The sequence below is a fragment of the Halosimplex pelagicum genome (genome assembly GCF_013415905.1).
Lineage (GTDB): Archaea > Halobacteriota > Halobacteria > Halobacteriales > Haloarculaceae > Halosimplex > Halosimplex pelagicum.
Map to the genome: position 1 here is coordinate 3833328 of NZ_CP058909.1, position 17311 is coordinate 3850638.

Genomic DNA, 17311 nt, shown 5'->3' on the forward strand with positions numbered 1-17311 from the left:
GCCGCGGGAGTACCGCCGCTCGTCGGAGCGTGAGAAGCGACGAAAAGCGTCGACCCGGACGGCCCGGGTGGTCGTGGTTCGGTTCGGTGGTCAGCCGCTTACTGCGGCGGCTCGAAGTCGGTGTCCGTGCTGGCCTGTGCGATGCCGCCGAGCACGAGCACGTCCTCGATACCGAACGAGCGCTCGTAGTCGAACGCTCGGGCCGACGGGTCCGGCCAGTCGAAGTCGCGCACGTCGCCGTACGAGCCCATCAGGTACTGATGGAACGCGAAGTGCGGGACGTAGAAGTTGTAGTACTTCGCGCAGGTCCGGTAGAGCTCCTGCTGAGCTTCCTCGGAGTTACCGGGCTGGCGGATCGCGTTGACGGTCTCGACGAGGTTGACCTCGCTCGCGTTGTCCAGGTCCGGCGACTTGCCGGCCTCGTCGGGGGCCTCGAAGGCGCCCGGTTCGTCGGGCACCTGCTGGACGATCGGCTTGCCCTGCGTGTCCACCTCGTCCTCGGGGTCGGCGTTGTACGGGTCGCCGGTCGGGCTGCCGCCGACCAGGCCCAGGTCCCACCACGCGCCGCGGTCGTGGTAGTACTGGAAGACGTACGGGTCGCCGTGCCAGAACATCGTGGAGTCGTAGTTGAGCCCTTCGCTGGGGTTGATCGAGGTCGACCAACTGTTCCAGCCCATCGTGGTGAAGTTCACGCCGAAGCCCCAGTTCGCGAGGTTCGCGCGGATGGTCTGGGCGCCCTGGACGTTGGCCGGGCTGCCCGAGCGCGAGGAGAGGTCGATCGAAGCCTGGTTGCCGTTGGGGTCGACCCACTGGCCGCCCTGCTTGCTGTAGCCCGCCCGCCGCATGTACTCGTTGGCGTTCTCCTTGTTGGAGGCCCGGGAGTAGAGGTGCAGCTGGTCGAGGAAGTCCTCCGAGAACGTGCTCTCGGACTGGGCGTCCAGCAGGAACGTGTCGTGCTGGGTGACCTGGGAGGCGTCCTCGCCCCACCCGTTCGCGGAGACGGCGTTCCAGTCGATGGCCTCGATGAGCGCGCGGCGCACCCAGAGGTTCTGGAGGTGCTCGTTCTGCCAGTTGAGCTGCCAGACGTCGCCGCCCGTGGCGCGCAGCCAGCGGGTGAACTCCTGGACGTGGTCCGGCAGCGTCTCGCGGGTGGTCGCCCCGCTGTCGGTGACGGCGCCGGAGTCGACGTCGAGCACGCCCTCGTTGATGAGCGTCTGGCGCCGGTCGCCCTCCGCCCAGTACAGCGCGAGCCGCTCGACGTTCGTGTTCTCGGCGTTGGGGTGGTCCTCGTTGAGCCGGAGGATCACTCGCTCGGAGCCCACGTCGTCCATCGACTTCAGCATGTAAGGGCCGGACCCGGCGAGCATCTCGTCGGTGCCGCCGCTCTCGGCCATGCGGTCGAGGCTGATCCGGTCGCTGACGAGTTCGTCGGTGATCGAGCTGACCTCGTCGCCGTTCGCCGCGTCACGGAACTGCTCCCGATACGGCGTGGTGAAGTCGGGGTGGATCGGCGGGTTGCCGTCGACCGGCCCGGCGTTCGAGCGCAGCACGACCCGGGCAGTCGGGTCCGGGTCCTGTTCGGGGACCGACCCCTTGTTCTGCCACTGGTGGTGGGTCCACTGGTCCTCGGCGCGCTGGTTGAACGTCGCGCCCTCGGTGAACTTGTTGCCTTCCTGGAAGAAGTTGACGTGGTTGTGCGCCTCGCGGGCGTCCGCGTCGAACGGGTCGCCGTTCCAGTAGCGGGCGCGGTCGTCGTGGTGGTCGTACCAGTCGTACGGCGGTTCGACCTCGAAGCCCGAGATCCACGTCATGATCTCGATCTCTTCCTGGTCGGGCTTGTGCGGGGTCGGCACCGTCGTCCCGCTGTAGGACGTGTTCGTCGTGTGGACGTTCCGGAGCCCGTGGAGGTCCGACATCCACAGGTCCCCGGCGGTGTTGTCCTGGGGCGTCCACGGGTTCCAGTTGAACACGTCCGGCGAGTTCGCCACCGCGTAGTTGATCTGGCGAGTCACCGGCTCCTCGGCGGTCGCGGTGCTGCTGTCGGTCCCACCGTCGTCACCGTCGCCGCTGGGTGTCGGCGTCGGAGTGCTCCCCGAACCCGGCGTGTCCGTGGAACCACCGTCACTCCCACAACCGGCCATGCCCGCGGCTCCCATTCCAGCCAGTATCTGCGCGTACTGGCGTCGCGATAACTCCTTGTCACGGATGCTGTCAGGCTTCCGCATACCTCTACGTTCTGCCAGCTCTATATAAAACTTCCTGATTATTTCATACTGAGTCAGCGACGTATCTGACTGGCGGGCGCGACGCGTCCGCACCCGCAAGCGCAACCTTCAAATGGGTGTGTGAAACAGTCTATCGCAATGAGGCAGGAACTCGAACGAGCCGGGCAGGAAGCGGACGGCGTCCGGGCGTACGCGCTGGCGCTGTACTACTTCATGGTCGGGAACATCTCGCTGATGACGATCGTGATGGGCGGGGTCTGTATCGCTCTCGGAGCCACCTTCGTCAACGGGACTCCCGCGATCGTCATCGGCGGCGACGCGGGCCCGATCTCGCTGATGAACGGGATCCCCGAGCAGTACCAGGCGTTCGGACAGGTCTCCGGGATCGTCCTCGCGCACAAGATCTTCGCCGCGATGCTGGGTATCTTCGGCGTGACCCTCATGGTCCTCGGCGCGACGGCCTACGGGTTCCTGCTCGCGAACAAACTGTACGCCCGCGCGACGACGTCGGCCTGACTGCGCCCACCACCTTCTTCCGACGCTCTCACGACCCCCAGCGGCCGGGCTCGTCGGCTACCGTGGCCGACGACCGACCGTTCAGACCGCGCGCTGTCGACAGAACCAGAGCGCGCTCCCGCTGAGGAGGACGAACGCGCCGCTCCCGACGACGTTCAGCACCGACACGACGAACAGCGACGAGTCCGTGTCGGTGACGACCAGATACGGGAGCTGGATGAGCAGAAAGACGAGCGCGATCGTGAACACGCCGAGGATCTTCCGGTTTTGCTCGCACAGCGCCTCGGCGGCGGCCTCCCGACCCGTCTGCTCCTCGTCCTGTTCGCTCACGACCGGACCCCTCCGTCGACGACCGACGCCCAGACCATGCTCCCCCGTTGTCGGGGGCTCCCGAAAAGGATTACCACACCGGCGAAGGCACCGATTCGTGCTACGCCCGGGCCGGTCCCCTCGCCGAGACCCCGTCGGCCGCCCGCTCCCACGGGTAGACCCCTGGTATCACCCACGAGAACATGGGACGTGATCCGGTCGCGAACCGACGGTCGTCTCTGTTGTTTTCTACGCGCGTGCGTGTCGAAAGCCGGCGCCGCGCGAACGGGAGCGCTGTATCACGTACGATACTGACAGAAGCCGGGGAGCCGCGACGGTCAGGCCTGGTCGAGGCTCGTCTCGGTGAAGTAGCGGCGGCTCGTCCGCGGGACCTGTTTCGTGTCGGTCACGGACAGGCGGGCGGACTCGGCGATCTCCTCGGAGGAGTGGCCGACGCGGAGTTCGTAGTCGCCCGCCTCGACGGCGAGGTTCGCGTTGCGGTCGTGGTAGGCGAGCTGGCTCGCGGCCAGGTCGAAGGTGATCTCGGTCGACTCGCCGGCGTCGAGCTCGACGCGGCGGAAGCCGACCAGTTCCTGGACCGGCCGTGCCAGGTCGGGGTTCTCGGCGGAGACGTACAGCTGGACCACGTCGCTGCCGGCGCGGTCGGCCGTGTTCTCGACGGTGACGCTCGCGGAGAAGGTCCCGGACGGGTCCACGTCGACGTCGGACAGGTCCAGATCCGAGTACTCGAACTCGGCGTAGCTCAGCCCGTGGCCGAACGGGTACACCGGCTGGGCGTCGTCGTAGACGTAATCCTCGCTGTAGGTGTTGGGCTTGCGGCTGTAGTGGACCGGCAGCTGCCCGACGGACTTGGGCATCGAGACCGGGAGGTGGCCGCCCGAGTCGTGGCCCTCGAAGACCACGTCGACGATGGCGTTGCCGGCCTCCTCGCCGGGGAGCCACGCCTGGACGACCGCGTCGGCGCCCGCGTCGATGTCGGGGATCGCGTGGGGCTTGCCGCTGACGAGGACGATCACGACCGGCGTGTCGGTCCCCTCGACTTCCGCGACGAGCTGCTCCTGGACGCCGGGCAGGCCCAGGTCGGTCACGTCACAGCCCTCGCCGCTGGTCGGCACCATCGGCTGCTCGGCTTTCACGCCGTCGGCGTCGGAGAAGTCGACGGCCGAGCGGGCGCCGACGAACGCCAGCGCCACGTCGGCGTCCTCGGCGGCCTCGACGGCGCGGCCGATCTTGTCGGTGGAGTTGCCGGTGGCCGTGCAACCCTGGGCGTAGCTCACGTCGGCGTCGACGCGGTTCTCGATGGCGGCCAGCGGCGTGTCGGCCTCGAACTCGTACTCTTCCTCGGGGTAGTGGGCGGCGTAGGCGTAGTCGCCGAGCATCCCCTTCTTGTCGTCGGCCTTCGGGCCGACCACGGCGACGGAGTCGGCGTCGTCGAGCGGCAGCAGGTCGCTCTCGTTCTTGCAGACGACCAGCGAGTCGCGGGCGGCCTCGCGGGCCAGGCCGACGGCGGCCTCGTCCTCGTAGGGGTCCGTCGCGGCGTCGACGTCGACGGTCGGGTCGTCGAACAGCCCCTTCTCGAACTTCGCGCGCAGGACCCGGCGGACCGACTCGTCGAGGCTCTCCTCGGCCAGGTCGCCGTCGCGGACGGCCTCGGCGAGGTACTCGTAGCAGTCCGTGTTGGGAAGCTCCACGTCGATGCCGGCCTCGACGGCCGAGACGGCGGCCTCCTGCTGGGTCGCCGCGACGCCGTGTTCCTCCTTGAGGAAGTCGACGCTGAAGTAGTCGGAGACGACGTGGCCGTCGAAGCCCCACTCGCCCCGAAGCACGTCGGTCAGCAGCCACTCGTCTTTCGCGCAGGGCACGCCGTCGATGTCGTGGTAGGCGTTCATCACGGCCTCGGCGTCGCCCTCCTGGATCGCGGCCTCGAACGGGAACATGTGAACCTCGCGGAGGGTGCGCTCGCTCACGTCGACCGACGAGCGGTTCTTCCCGCCGGCGCCGACGCCGTGGCCGACGAAGTGTTTCAGGGTGGCGGAGATGCCGTCGGCGGGCGAGTCGCCCTGCAGCCCGGAGACGTAGGCGGTCGCCATCTTGGCGACGAGGTACGGGTCCTCGCCGTAGGTCTCCTCGACGCGACCCCAGCGCAGGTCCCGGGCCACGTCCAGTACCGGTGAGAGCGCGTGTGCGGTGCCGATGGCTTCGAGCTGGTCGCCGATGGTGTCGGTGACGGCCTGCATCAGGTCCGGGTCCCACGTGCTGGCCATCCCGATGCCCTGCGGGAAGGTGGTGCCCTCGGGGCCCATGTAGCCGCTGAGACACTCCTCGTGGGGGATCGCCGGGATGCCGAGCCGGGTCTCCTCGGTGAGGTACTCCTGGATCTCGTTGGTGACCGCGGCGGCCTGCGCCGGCGGGAGGCTCCCCTCGCCGCCGATACGAGTGAGGTGGCCGATCCCCTCGGCGAGCAGTTCCGCCGCGACCTCGCGGTTGAGTTCACCGTCCTCGACGAGCTCCCGGTCCGCCTCGACCTCGCCGGCGTTGTCCGCGACGCCCCGGCTCGGACTCACGGAGCCGAGCTGGGCGGCCTTCTCTTCGACCGTCATTCTGGAGAGCAGGTCCTCGATACGCCGCGATGTCGGTACCGCCGGGTCACGGTAGGCTGCGTCGGAGTCGGCTGTCATTACGCCTGTTCGGTGGTGGACGCGGATATTAATGGTTCCGACGACAGTCTCGAACGCGGTGCCCGGCGGCGGGTCGACGGGCGGACCGACGGGTGCGAAAGCAGCGAAAGAGAGTCCGAACGCGGCGGGACGCGAACCGCGACCCCCGCGGAGAGAATCGGCGGGGAACTAGGTCTGACAGTAGTCGACGGGCGAACGCCCCGTCAGGCGTCGTCCTCGTCGTCGGCGAAGTGCTTCGCGAGACTCGCGAAGCCGCCGAGAGTCGCGACCGTCGAGACGATGCCCAGCCCGGGGCCGCTGCCGGAGGTCGTCCCCGCCGCGGCGTCGTCCTCGCCAGTCGTCGCCGTCGCCGTCGGACTCGACGCCGAGCCGTCCGGCGAATCCGTGGCCGTCGCGGTCGACGTGGCCGTGGGCGAGCCCGCGGTCGTCGCGGTCTCCGTCGGACCGCCGGAGTCCTCGTCGCTCTCGCCCTCGTCGTCGCCCGTATCGGCGTCCTCGCCGTCGAGCGAGACCTCGACGGTGGCCCCGCCGTCCGAGAGCGTCGCCGTCGCGGAAGCGGACGCGTCCTCGTAGCTCACGTCGACGGCGTACTCGCCTCTGAAGCCCTGAACCGTGACGGCACCGGAGGCGTCGGTGGTGCCCGACTCCTCGGTCCACCACTGGTCGAAGACGAGGTCGCGGTACCGGTCGAGGGCCGGCTTCTCCTCCCAGCCCGCCGCGTAGAACGGCGCGTCGTCGCGCCAGTGCAGCGTGTCGATCAGCCCCCAGACGACGAACTGCTCGACCGAGGGGTGGCTGAAGACCGTCTTCAGGAACTGGTAGAAGAAGTCGGCTTTCTCCGACTCGGGCCAGTTCTCGTCGGACATGTCGAACTCCGTGATCCGCAGACCGACGTCGTCGCCCGCCGCCTCGGCGTAGCTGTCGAGCGCCGACATCGTCTGTGAGGGCAGCAGCGACGAGCTCTCGCTGAAGTGGCTCTGCAGGCCGACGAAGTCCAGTCCCGCTTCGGTGCCCTGGACCGTCTCGATCTGGGTCGTGTAACGGTCTCTGCGTCCGCTGTAGGGCCCTTCGATGGTGTTGTAGTCGTTGATGCCCAGCGGCTGACCGTCGGGGCCGGCCTCCCGGGCGGTCGCGAACCACTCGCCGAGGATCGGGGCCTCCTCCGGGGTGACGTCGGCGCCGTGGATCGACCGGACGAAGCCGGGCTCGGGGATGAGCTCGTTGACGACCTCCCACTCGTCGACGCGGTCGCCGTAGTAGTCGAGGATGTCGGCGACGTGGGCGAGCGTCTCCTCGCGGACGTACTCCGAGTCGGCCTCGCTGGGGGTGGCCGCGTCGGCGTCGCTGTCCCAGGCCATCGCCTCGACCACGTCGTCGGGGACGGCGGCCGAGTCGACGCTGGCCCACAGGGCGACGTGGCCCCGGATGTACCAGTCCTGGGCCTCCATCCACTCGACGGCCGCGTCGGCGGTGTCCTGCCCGTTCTCCCAGAAGTCCCACTTGTGGTAGTTCTCGAGAACGCCCGCGTTGAACAGTTCCTTGCGGTTCTCGCGGTAGGGGTCGCCCTCCTCCGTGCTCTCTATCTGGGGGGCGCTGGTCATGGCCCCGAACTTGAACTCGTGTTCCTGCTGGGAGACCGACACCTCGGCGCCCTCGACCGGGTCGCCGTTCCCGTCGACGACGTCGACCGTCATCTCGGCCGTGCGGTGTTCCTGAATACGCTGGTCGGCCTCTTCTTCCCAGCCGTCGGCAGGCGACTGCTCCCACTCGGGCAGCGCATCGGTCGAGTTGTTCCCCTCGAAGTTGACGAGCGCGAGGCCGCCGATGTCGACGGTCTGGGGCTGCGCGCCGACCCAGATCTCCGTCCACCAGTTGCCCGGGTTGGAGTCCTCTCCCCACTCGATCGGGAAGAAGAAGCGCTGCCACTCCGAGGTAACCGGCGGGTTCGGCTTCGAGACGTAGTTGGCGTAGTTACTGCCGTCCCCGTCGTTTTCGCTGGCCTTGTACGTGATCTGCGCATTCTCCTCGTCGGGCGTCCGGAAGTACGCCACACCCAGCAACACGTCGCCTTCCGAGACTGCTTCGTCCTGTTCGATGCCTTTGAAATTGACGCTGTAGGCGTTGGTTCCCGCCTCGGACACGTCGATGCGGGTCGCCTCCGAGAACGGCACCTCGTCGCCGATGTCCAGGGCGGAGCGTTCGCCCTTGTCGGCTTCGCTCCCGACGAGCTCGAAGGTGTCGAACGCGTCCGCTTCGTTGTTCGCGTAGACGAACCGGCCGGGGTCGAGGTTGCGCTCATCGAGGTAGTCGATCAGCTCCGAGTAGTACGGGTCGTCGGTCTCGGGCCACTCGCTCGGTCCCTCGTCGCCGGTCGCGACCTCGCTCGCCGCGCCGGCGGGGAGGTCGTCGACCGTCACGTCGGTCTCGGAGTAATCCAGCAGCGCGAGGCCGCCGATGTCGACGGTCTGTTCGCCGTAGGCGAGCCAGAACTCCGTCCACCAGTTGCCGGCGTCGGCTGCGGCGTCGAACCGGACGGGGAAGTAGTACCGCTCCCACTCCGAGCCGATCGAGGGGTCGGTGAGCTCCGCCCAGTTGTTGTACCCCGAGCTGGCGTTCTCCTGTGCGGAGTAGGTGACCTGCGCGTCCCCGTCGGGGCCGCGTAGGTACGCGACGCCCAGGAACACGTCGCCCTGTTCGACGGGCATCTCCCCCACGTCGGCCCGCAGGTTCGCGTCGTACCCGTTCTCCTGCGTGCCGTTGATCGACACGCGCGACGCCTCGGAGAACGGGACCGAAGCGTCGGTCGGGTCCAGGTCCTCGACGGTCCCGAAGTCGCCGACACCGAACTCGTAGGCGCTCCACGTGTCGGACTCTTTCTCGCCGTAGACGAACCCGGGCTCGGGGAGGTCGAGCTCGGACAGGTCGCCGGTCAGGGCGTCGTAGTACGAGTCCGCCGCGGCGGAGGAGTCGGCGACTCCCGAGGGGAGGGCGTCGAACTCGGCGTTGGTCCCGAAGTCCAGCAGCGCCACCCCGCCGATGTCGACGGTCTGCTCGGTGAAGCCGAACTGCCACTGAATGTAGAGGTCCGACTCCGAGGAGTCGGCCGCCGTGTCCGCGCCGATCTCGATCGGGAAGTAGTGCCGTTCCCACTCCGAGCCGATCGTCGGCGACTGGTTGCCGACGGACGCGTTCCCGAACCCGCCGCTGTCGACCGCGAACAGCTCCGTCTGGGGGCCGTCGGTCGACGACCGCAGGTACGCGACGGCGAGCATCGTGTCCCCGGCGGAAACGTCCCGGGTGAGGTCGCCGCGGACCTGCACCGGGTAGTTCGCGTCCGGTGCGTCGGTCACGTCGATGCGCCGCGCCTCCGCGAACGGCACGTCGTCGCCGCCGACATCGATCGACTCGACCGTCCCGTACTGGCCGTCGGAGCCCGCCTGTGCGAACAGCGTGTCCCAGGCGCCCGACTCGGTGTCGGCGAACTCGAAACTCGCCGGCGGCAGCCCGCGGCCGTTCTGCAGGTCGTCGACGAGCCCGGAGTAGTACGCGTCGCCGCCCGACGCCCACGACTCCGGGGTGTCCGCTCGAACCCCGTCCGCTGTTACGCTGGCGATGCCGCCCGCGGCGCCCGCCGCTCCGATCGACTGCAGGAACGGTCGGCGTCCCACCCGAACGCGATCGTTCCCGCGATCGCCACTGTCAGAGTCTCGCATAGGTGCGACCGATACTCAACTATGTACGAACCATAAACATTCCCAAAACGTACTGATAACTGGGTGTAGTTCGAATCCAGCTGTCAGGAGTCGCGGAGACGGTTGCCGGTTCCCCGGGTTCGCGGGACGCCGAATCCGATCCGAGCGAGCGGATCGGCGGGTGGTATCGGCCGAAATTCGGTGCGCGCGGACGGCGCGCGAACGCCGGATCGGGCCGAGCGAACGTCGAGTCCGACCGGGCGAACGTCGGGTCGGCCCGGGTGAACGTCGAGTCCGGTCGGAGGAACGCCGGGTCGACTCGGGCGAGCGCCGGAGTCTACGCGTCGGGCGAGAGTTCGACGGTTGTCCCGCCGTCGGAGAGGGCGACCGTCTCGGTGACCTCCTGGCCGTCGACCGTGGCGGTGACCTCGTACTCGCCGTGGAAGCCGGTCGTCGAGACGGCGCCCGACTCGTCGGTCTCGCCGTCGGTGTCGGTCCACCACTCGTCGAACACGAGGTCGCGGTACTCGGTGAGCGCGGGTTTCTCGGCCCAGCTCGCCGTGAAGAAGGGCGCGTCGCCCTGCCAGTGGTTGGCGTCGTTGATTCCCCAGACGAGGAACTCCTCGACGGCGGGGTGGCTGAAGACGGTCTTCAGGAACTGGTAGAAGAAGTCGCCCTTCTTCGACTCGTTCCAGGCCTCGTCGGCCATGTCGAACTCGGTGATCCGCAGGGACACGTCGTACTGGGCGTAGCGGTCCAGCCCGTCCATGATCTCCCCGGGCGTGAGCGTCTCGTCCTGACTGAAGTGACACTCCATCCCGACGGCGTCCAGGCCCGCCTCCGAGTCGGCGAGGAACCGGATCTGTCGCTCGTAGCGCGCCCGGTCCTCCTCGTAGGGGCCGGCGAGGACGTTGAAGTCGTTGATCGCCAGGGGCATCCCCTCGGGGGCGGCCTCGCGGGCGGCCGCGAACCACTCCCGCAGGACCGGCGCCTCGACGGGGTCGACGTCGTCGAGCGAGGCGTCGTCGGTCGCGGCGACGCCGTTGATCGCCTGGACGAACCCGGGCGAGTGCATCAGCTCGTTGACGACCTCCCACTCGAGGATGTCGTCGCCGTAGTAGTCGACGATGTCGGAGACGTGGCTCAGCGTCTGCTCGCGGACGTACTCGGGGTCGAGGTCGGCCTCGGTGACGTCGCCTTCCTCCCAGGTCCGGCCCATCGCCCCGACCACGTCCGGCGGGACCGAGAACGACGACACGTCCGCGTAGAGACAGACGTGCCCGCGCACGTCGAGGCCCTCACCCAGGAGCCACTGGGTCACGCCGTCGGAGATGTGCTTCTCCTGCTCCCAGAAGCGCCACTTGTGGTGGTTGGTCAGCGTCGCGACGTTGAACAGCTCCGAGACGTACTCCCGGTAGGGGTCGCCCCGGCTCGTCTCGTTGAGGAGGTAGGCCCCGTCGACGCCGGCGCCGAAGCCGAACTCGTGTTCCCGCATGGTCACGTCGACCGGCGCGGCCTCGACCGGCTGACCGTCGGCGTCGGTCACCTCGACGGTCAGCTCGCTCGTGCGGTGCTCGGCGATGCGCTCGTCGGCGGCGGCCTCCCAGTCGTCGGCGCCGTCGGTGCTCGGCTGGCTCGCCGGGCCGCTGGGGAGGTTGCTGACCGAGATGTTCTGGTCGAAGTCGATCAGCGCGACGCCGCCGACGTCGACCGTCTGGGGACCGAACCCGAGGAACAGCTCGGTCCACCAGGTGCCGGCCTCGGCGTCGTAGTCGAACTGCATCGGGACGTAGTAGCGGATCCACTCGTCGGCGGGCTCGGCCTGCTGGACCCCGCGGACCACGTTCGTGCTCGGGTTGTCCTCGTCCTTGGCGACGAACTGCAGCGTCGGCGTAGACTCGCTGTCCTCGGGGCCGCGCAGGTAGAACACGCCCAGGAGCACGTCGCCCTCCGAGACGCTCCGATCGGGAACGGTGCCCTTCAGCGTCACGTTCCAGGGGTTCTCCGTCGACTCCTCGACGGTCACGCGGAGCGCCGAGGAGAACGGCTGGTCGTCGCCGACCGACAGCGGTTCGGCCGTCGCCGCGTCCGACCCGACCGAGAACGCGGACATCGCTTCGGCTTCGCTGGTGCCGTAACAGAACGCGCCGCCGGCCAGCCCCTGGCCGCCGAGCGTCGACGCGAGTTCCCCGTAGTAGGGGTCGCGCACCGTCGACCATCCCGGCGGCACGTCGGCCGGGGTCCCGTCCGGGTGCGGCGTGGCCGTCGGCGTCGGTTCCGGCGTCTCGGTGTCCGTCGGCGTCGAGTCGCCCCCGCCACCGGTGAACGACTGACAGCCCGCGACGCCCGCCGCGGCGAGCGTCCCCAGCAGCGATCGGCGGGCGAGAGCCCCGTCGTCGCCGTCGTTCGCGTCGTCCGGACCGTCGTTGGATTCTGGCATGTATCTGGCTCATACGAGCCCGATACCTGTTGAAAAACGTTTGTTTTCGGACCAGGTGTTGCGAAAAGTTACCAACGATCGGGAGGAACGACGACGGATGTAAACGAGTATCACGATTCGGTGACCGGCGGGCGCGAACCGGGGTCGGCGCTCGGTCCCGCCGGGCGGCTACGCTCCCGGCGAGAGTTCGACGGTGGTCCCGCCGTCGGAGAGGGCGACCGTCTCGGTGACTTCGGTGCCGTCGACCGTGGCGGTGACCTCGTACTCGCCGTGGAACCCGGTCGTCGAGAACGTCCCGTCGTCGTCGGTGGTACCCGTCTCCTCGGTCCACCACTCGTCGAAGACCAGCCCCGTCCACACGTCGTAGGCGGGCTTCTCCGACCAGTCGTCGTAGAACAGCGGCGCCTCGTTCTCCCAGTGGCGGCCGTCCCAGAAGCCCCACATCAGGAAGTCCTCCACGTCGGGGTGGGAGAAGGCGCCCCGAAGGTAGTTCTCCAGCACCCGCGCTCGCTGTTCGTCGTCCTCCCAGTCGTCGCCGTTGTAGGTGTCGAACTCGGTGATCTTCACGCTCGCACCGTAGCCGGCCCACTTGTCGATCTCCTCGGCGACGCGGGCGGCGCTGACGCGCTCGTCCGGGTTCGAGTTGGTGTTGAACTCGCCGGTGCGGGCGCCGACGTGGGCCTGCAGCCCGACCGTGTCGAGCTGGACGGCCTCCTCGTTGAGGTGCTCGATCTGCGACTGGTAGCGCCCGTCGGTGTAGCTGTAGCCGAACTGGTTGAAGTCGTTGACGCCCAGTCCGACGTCCAGGTCGTTCTTGCGGCGGACCTCGTCGGCCTTGCTGTACCACTCGGCCAGCAGCGGCGAGGTCCAGGGGACGACCGCCCCGTTCCACGGCTCGGCCTGGTCGATGTCGTCGCCGTAGACGCCCAGCTGGAGCTGGTAGGCGTGCATCGCCTCGTTGACGACCTCCCACTCGGTCACGTCGTCGCCGTAGTGGGCGATGATCTCCTCGATGTGGGCCATCGAGCGGTCGCGGATCGTCTCGGCGTCCCGGTCGTCGATCGCGGTCAGGACGTCCGAGGGGATGGCGCCCACGTCGGACCGCCCCCAGATGCAGACGTGGGCTCGCACGTCCAGGCCCCGATCGCGGAGCCACTCGACCGCCGCGTCGGCAAGCTCCGGGTCCGACTCCCAGAAGCGCCACTTCATCTGGTTCTCGATGACGGCCTTGTTGAACAGTTCGGGGATGTACTCGCGGTACTCGTCGCCCTCGCCGGACTCCTCGATCAGCGTCCCCGCGTTGACCGCGGTGCCGAAGCCGAACTCGTGTTCCCGCATCGCGACCTCGACTTCGGCGTCGGCGACCGCCTCGCCCGACCCGTCGGTCACCTCGACGGCGAGCTCGCTCGTCCGGTGTTCGCGGATCCGGCGCTCGACGGCCGGGTCGGGCTCGGTCGGCGTGTCGGTGGCGTCCTCGGTCCCCGTCTCCGTCGACTCGGGCGCCGCGTCGCCGTCTCCCGGTGCGGGCGTCGGTGTCGGTGTCGGCGTCGAGGCGTCCCCGTCGGTCGCCGTGCCGTCGCCGCCGTCGCTCGGGCAGCCCGCGAGCCCCGCGGCCGCCAGCGCACCGAGCAGCGACCGACGGCCGACCGACCCCGTTCCGTCACCCGAACCGGATGTGTCCTCGGATGGCATGCGCGTACCTCGTTCGAGGGGGATCGCTGACAAAAGCTTTCGGTGTCGATCCGGTCGCCGCGCCGGGTTCGGATTCGAGGCCGTGGGGGGTCGCCTCCGGTACGAACGGACCGTCAGCCGCGGACGACATTTCGGACTGACACGCATCTGACACCGGAAAAACACAAAAATATTTGTATGTGGTGACGAACGTCCAACGTGCTGTTGCACACATGGATAGCAACGAGAACCGCGAGAGCGGGAGTGACCGTCGGACCTTTCTGCAGTCGCTGGCGGCGGCCAGCGCGGCGGGGGTCCTCGGGACAGGTGCGGCATCGGGTGGACAGACAGCGGCCGACGCGTATCACCAGGGGTTGCAGTCGCGGCTGATGGACGAGGAGGGGCTGCCCGAAGGGACGTTCGTCTACAGCGACACCGAGCAGGCCACGCTGGACGCGTTCAGCCTCCAGGGCGGCGACCAGGGGACGGAGACGCAGTTCGACGTGAGCGCCGACGTGCCGATCACCCTCGGCGACCGCGTCGCGATCGAGGAGGACGCGAGCAACGGCTACTCCTACACGTACAAGTCAAACATCACCGACCGGGAGTTCTCGGAGGGGGACGTGCTGCTCGCGGTCGCGTACATGCGCGGCCCGAACGCGGCCGCCGCCGAGGAGTCGGTCGAGGTCCAGGCACAGTTCAAGTACCAGTTCACCGACCCCGACGGCGAGACGGGCTATTCCGACTCGTTCATCGAGGGCACCGAGCGGGTCACTCTGGGCAGCGAGTGGCGCCGTTTCTACTTCCCGATCGAGGTGGGCGCCAAACCCGACGGTTCGGACTACATCCCCTACGTGGAGTTCTGGACCGGATTCGGCCAGCAGACCGTCGAGTTCGGCGGGGTCGCCCTGCTCGACTACGGCACGGGGGTCGACGTCGGCGAACTCCCGACGACCGCCTTCGACTACGAGTACCCCGGACGGGCCGAGGACGCCGAGTGGCGCTCGGCGGCCCAGGACCGGATCGACGAACTGCGGAAGACGGACTTCGAGGTCACCGTCGTCGACGCGGACGGCGACCCGGTCCCCGACGCGGAGGTCGAAGTCGCGATGCAGGCTCACGAGTACGACTGGGGGTCGGCCATCGCCGTCAGCCAGTGGCCCGACGGCTCGGACACCTACCGCGAGAAATTCCTCGACAACTTCAACAAGGCCGTCCCGGAGAACGGGCTGAAGGTGCCCGCCTGGGAAGGCCGCTACGGCGACTCGCTGGACAAGGACAACACCCGCGCGGCCATCGACTGGATGCTCGAACGCGACATCCCGACGCGGGGCCACGCGCTCGTCTGGTCGACCTACGAGTGGATGGGCATCGACGACTCGCTGTCGGCGACGGAGGTGAACGAGGAGGTCGAGCGACTCATCCGCGAGCGAGCGAACGAGTTCGAGGGCGACCTCCCCGAGTGGGACATGCACAACCACCCGCTCTTTTACCCCGAGATCTGGCAGGACATCGGCCAGGAGTACGTCCTCGACTGGTGGGAGGCGGCCAACGAGGCCGATCCCGACTCGCAGATGTACATCAACGAGCTGAACATCGTCGCCGGCGACCAGCTCACGAACGACTACTACGACCACATCGAGTGGCTCACCGACAACGACGCCGGCGTCGAGGGGGTCGGCTTCATGTCTCACTTCGGTCTCGGCAGCCTGACGCCGCCGACCGAGCTGCTCGACCGCTTCGACCGGTTCGCCGAGTTCGGCGTCCCGCTGCAGCTCACCGAGTTCGACATCCAGATCAACGACCGCTCGAACGAGAACGAGGTGGCGGCCCAGCGGGACTACCTCCGCGATGCGCTGACGGCGGCGTTCAGCCACGAGGCCGTCGAGGGCGTGATGTCGTGGGGCTTCTGGGAAGACGAGCACTGGCGGCCGACCGCCGCCTACTACGACAGCGACTGGACGCTCCGGCCCCACGGCGAGGAGTACCGCCGACTGCTGTTCGAGGAGTGGTGGACCGAGCAGTCCGGCACGGCGGACGGCGACGGCGTCTACAGCGGTCGCGGGTTCGAGGGCACCTACGAGGTCGTCGCCCGCGACGGCGAGCGGATCGGCGCCGAGACCGTCGAGTTCACCGACGACGGCGCGTCCGTCGAGGTCCGGATCGAGGCGGGTTCGATAGCCGACATCGATCTCGACGTGGACGGGCACACGCTCGTCGGCGACGACACCGTCGACCTCGGCGTGACGCTCACCTCCGTGGGCGGGTACGACCTGCCGGTCCCCGAGGGGTCGCTGTCCTTCGAGAGCGCCGACAAGGACGTGCTCATGATCGACGAGGAGGGCGTCGTCTCGGTCGCCGGCGAGGGGACCGCGACGGTGACGGTGACGGTCACGGCCTACGGCGACACCGCGGCGGCGAGCGCGCGCTTCGCGGCGCGCGAGAGCGCGGACCTGGGCGACCCGGCGCTGTCCGACGACGCGAGCGACCTGTCGGTCGCCGACTCGAACGACAACGTCTTCGCCGCGGGCTACGCCTCGCGCCAGGGCGACGATAGTTTCTTCCAGAAGTCCGAGGGCGGCCAGGCGGGGTCGGTCACCTACCGCCTCTCGGAGGGCGTGGCCGCCTTCGAGGTCGACGCCTACGTCAACAACAACGCCACCGATTCGGACCTGTCGTTCGCGGTCTCCAGCGACGGCGAGAGCTTCGAGCCCGTCGATGTGGCGCCGACCGTCGTCGAGCCGCCGAACGACTCGAACGGCTACTACGCCTTCTGGACCTACTCGCAGGTCGGGGGGCTGCCCGACGACGCGGAGTATCTCCGGATCACCATCCCCGAGGGACCGGAGGCCTACGCGATGGTGGTCGGCGCGGTCGACGTCTACTCCGAGGCCGTCTCGCTGGACGCCGACGACCCGACCGGGCCGGCGGTCGTGGTCGACGGCCTGCAGGCCGGCGCGACCTACGAGGCGCCCCGCGCCGCCGACGTGAGTATCGCCGACGACGAGTCGAGCGTCTCCTCGCAGTCGGTCACGCTCAACGGCGACGCCTTCGAGGGCGGAGAGATCGTCTCCCGCGGGCGGAACACCCTCGACGTATCGGCGACCAACGCCTCGGGCGTGACGACCGCGACCGACTTTAGCTTCGAGGTCACCCGGAACGACGAGGACCTGATCGCTCGCCTGCAGCCCAGCGCGACCCAGGGCACCGTCGGCGAGCGGCTGACCTTCCAGGTGATCGACACCAGCGGGTCGGGCGCCCACATCGACGAGCTGGAGTGGACGTTCGACGACGGGACGACCGCCACCGGCTACTGGAACGCCCACCGCTACGAGGAGCCGGGTATCTACACGGTCGAGCTGACCGCCACGAACAGCGACGGCGAGACCACGACGGACGAGCTCACCGTCTGGATCTCGGAACTGGAGGGCGTCCTCGCCGAGGCGAAGCCGAGCGCGACCGAGGCGTCGGTCGACGAGCGGCTCACCTTCGCCGTCGAGGACACCTCCGGCGAGAACCGCTGGATCACCGACCTGCAGTGGGACTTCGGCGACGGCGAAACCGCCGAGGGATGGTGGGCCGAGCACCGCTACGACTCGACGGGCACCTACACCGTCGAGCTGACCGCGACGGACAACCTCGGCTACTCGACCACCGACGAGGTCGAGATCACCGTCTCCTGACCGGCGGCGTCCGCCGTCCTCCGTTCTTCCGAGACCGGTCGTCAGCGTTTTAGTGGCCGCCGCGGATCGGAGTAGC

At 68.6% G+C, this 17311-nt stretch carries 8 protein-coding genes; 2 read left to right on the forward strand and 6 right to left on the reverse strand.

The window, feature by feature from the left end; genetic code table 11:
* Positions 1 to 98 precede the first annotated feature (98 nt).
* The gene (locus tag HZS54_RS19370) at positions 99 to 2225 is read right to left on the reverse strand and encodes an ABC transporter substrate-binding protein (RefSeq protein ID WP_246391698.1); all 2127 of its coding nucleotides are present in this window, start codon (positions 2223 to 2225) and stop codon (positions 99 to 101) included.
* A gap of 138 nt (positions 2226 to 2363) precedes the next feature.
* Here HZS54_RS19370 and HZS54_RS19375 point away from each other — a divergent pair, with 138 nt between their 5' ends.
* Complete coding sequence (locus tag HZS54_RS19375; protein ID WP_179918699.1) at positions 2364 to 2741, forward strand: hypothetical protein; 378 nt, start codon at positions 2364 to 2366, stop codon at positions 2739 to 2741.
* Positions 2742 to 2822: 81 nt separating this feature from the next.
* Here the strand turns inward: HZS54_RS19375 and HZS54_RS19380 are convergent, their stop codons facing one another.
* From HZS54_RS19380 to HZS54_RS19400, 5 genes are all read right to left on the reverse strand, one after another.
* A complete protein-coding gene (locus HZS54_RS19380) occupies positions 2823 to 3071 on the reverse strand; it encodes a hypothetical protein (protein ID WP_179918700.1) in 249 nt (82 codons plus the stop codon).
* 317 nt (positions 3072 to 3388) lie between these two features.
* Complete coding sequence (locus HZS54_RS19385; protein ID WP_425484347.1) at positions 3389 to 5749, reverse strand: glycoside hydrolase family 3 N-terminal domain-containing protein; 2361 nt, start codon at positions 5747 to 5749, stop codon at positions 3389 to 3391.
* 203 nt (positions 5750 to 5952) lie between these two features.
* The gene (locus HZS54_RS19390) at positions 5953 to 9417 is read right to left on the reverse strand and encodes an endo-1,4-beta-xylanase (RefSeq protein ID WP_179918701.1); all 3465 of its coding nucleotides are present in this window, start codon (positions 9415 to 9417) and stop codon (positions 5953 to 5955) included.
* Positions 9418 to 9778: 361 nt separating this feature from the next.
* The gene (locus HZS54_RS19395) at positions 9779 to 11881 is read right to left on the reverse strand and encodes an endo-1,4-beta-xylanase (protein WP_179918702.1); all 2103 of its coding nucleotides are present in this window, start codon (positions 11879 to 11881) and stop codon (positions 9779 to 9781) included.
* A gap of 168 nt (positions 11882 to 12049) precedes the next feature.
* The gene (locus tag HZS54_RS19400; RefSeq protein ID WP_179918703.1) at positions 12050 to 13573 is read right to left on the reverse strand and encodes an endo-1,4-beta-xylanase; all 1524 of its coding nucleotides are present in this window, start codon (positions 13571 to 13573) and stop codon (positions 12050 to 12052) included.
* Positions 13574 to 13785: 212 nt separating this feature from the next.
* On the opposite strand from HZS54_RS19400, the gene HZS54_RS19405 reads away from it, so the two are divergent.
* On the forward strand, positions 13786 to 17235 hold the full coding sequence (locus HZS54_RS19405) for an endo-1,4-beta-xylanase (RefSeq protein ID WP_179918704.1): 3450 nt from the start codon (positions 13786 to 13788) through the stop codon (positions 17233 to 17235).
* Positions 17236 to 17311: the final 76 nt, after the last annotated feature.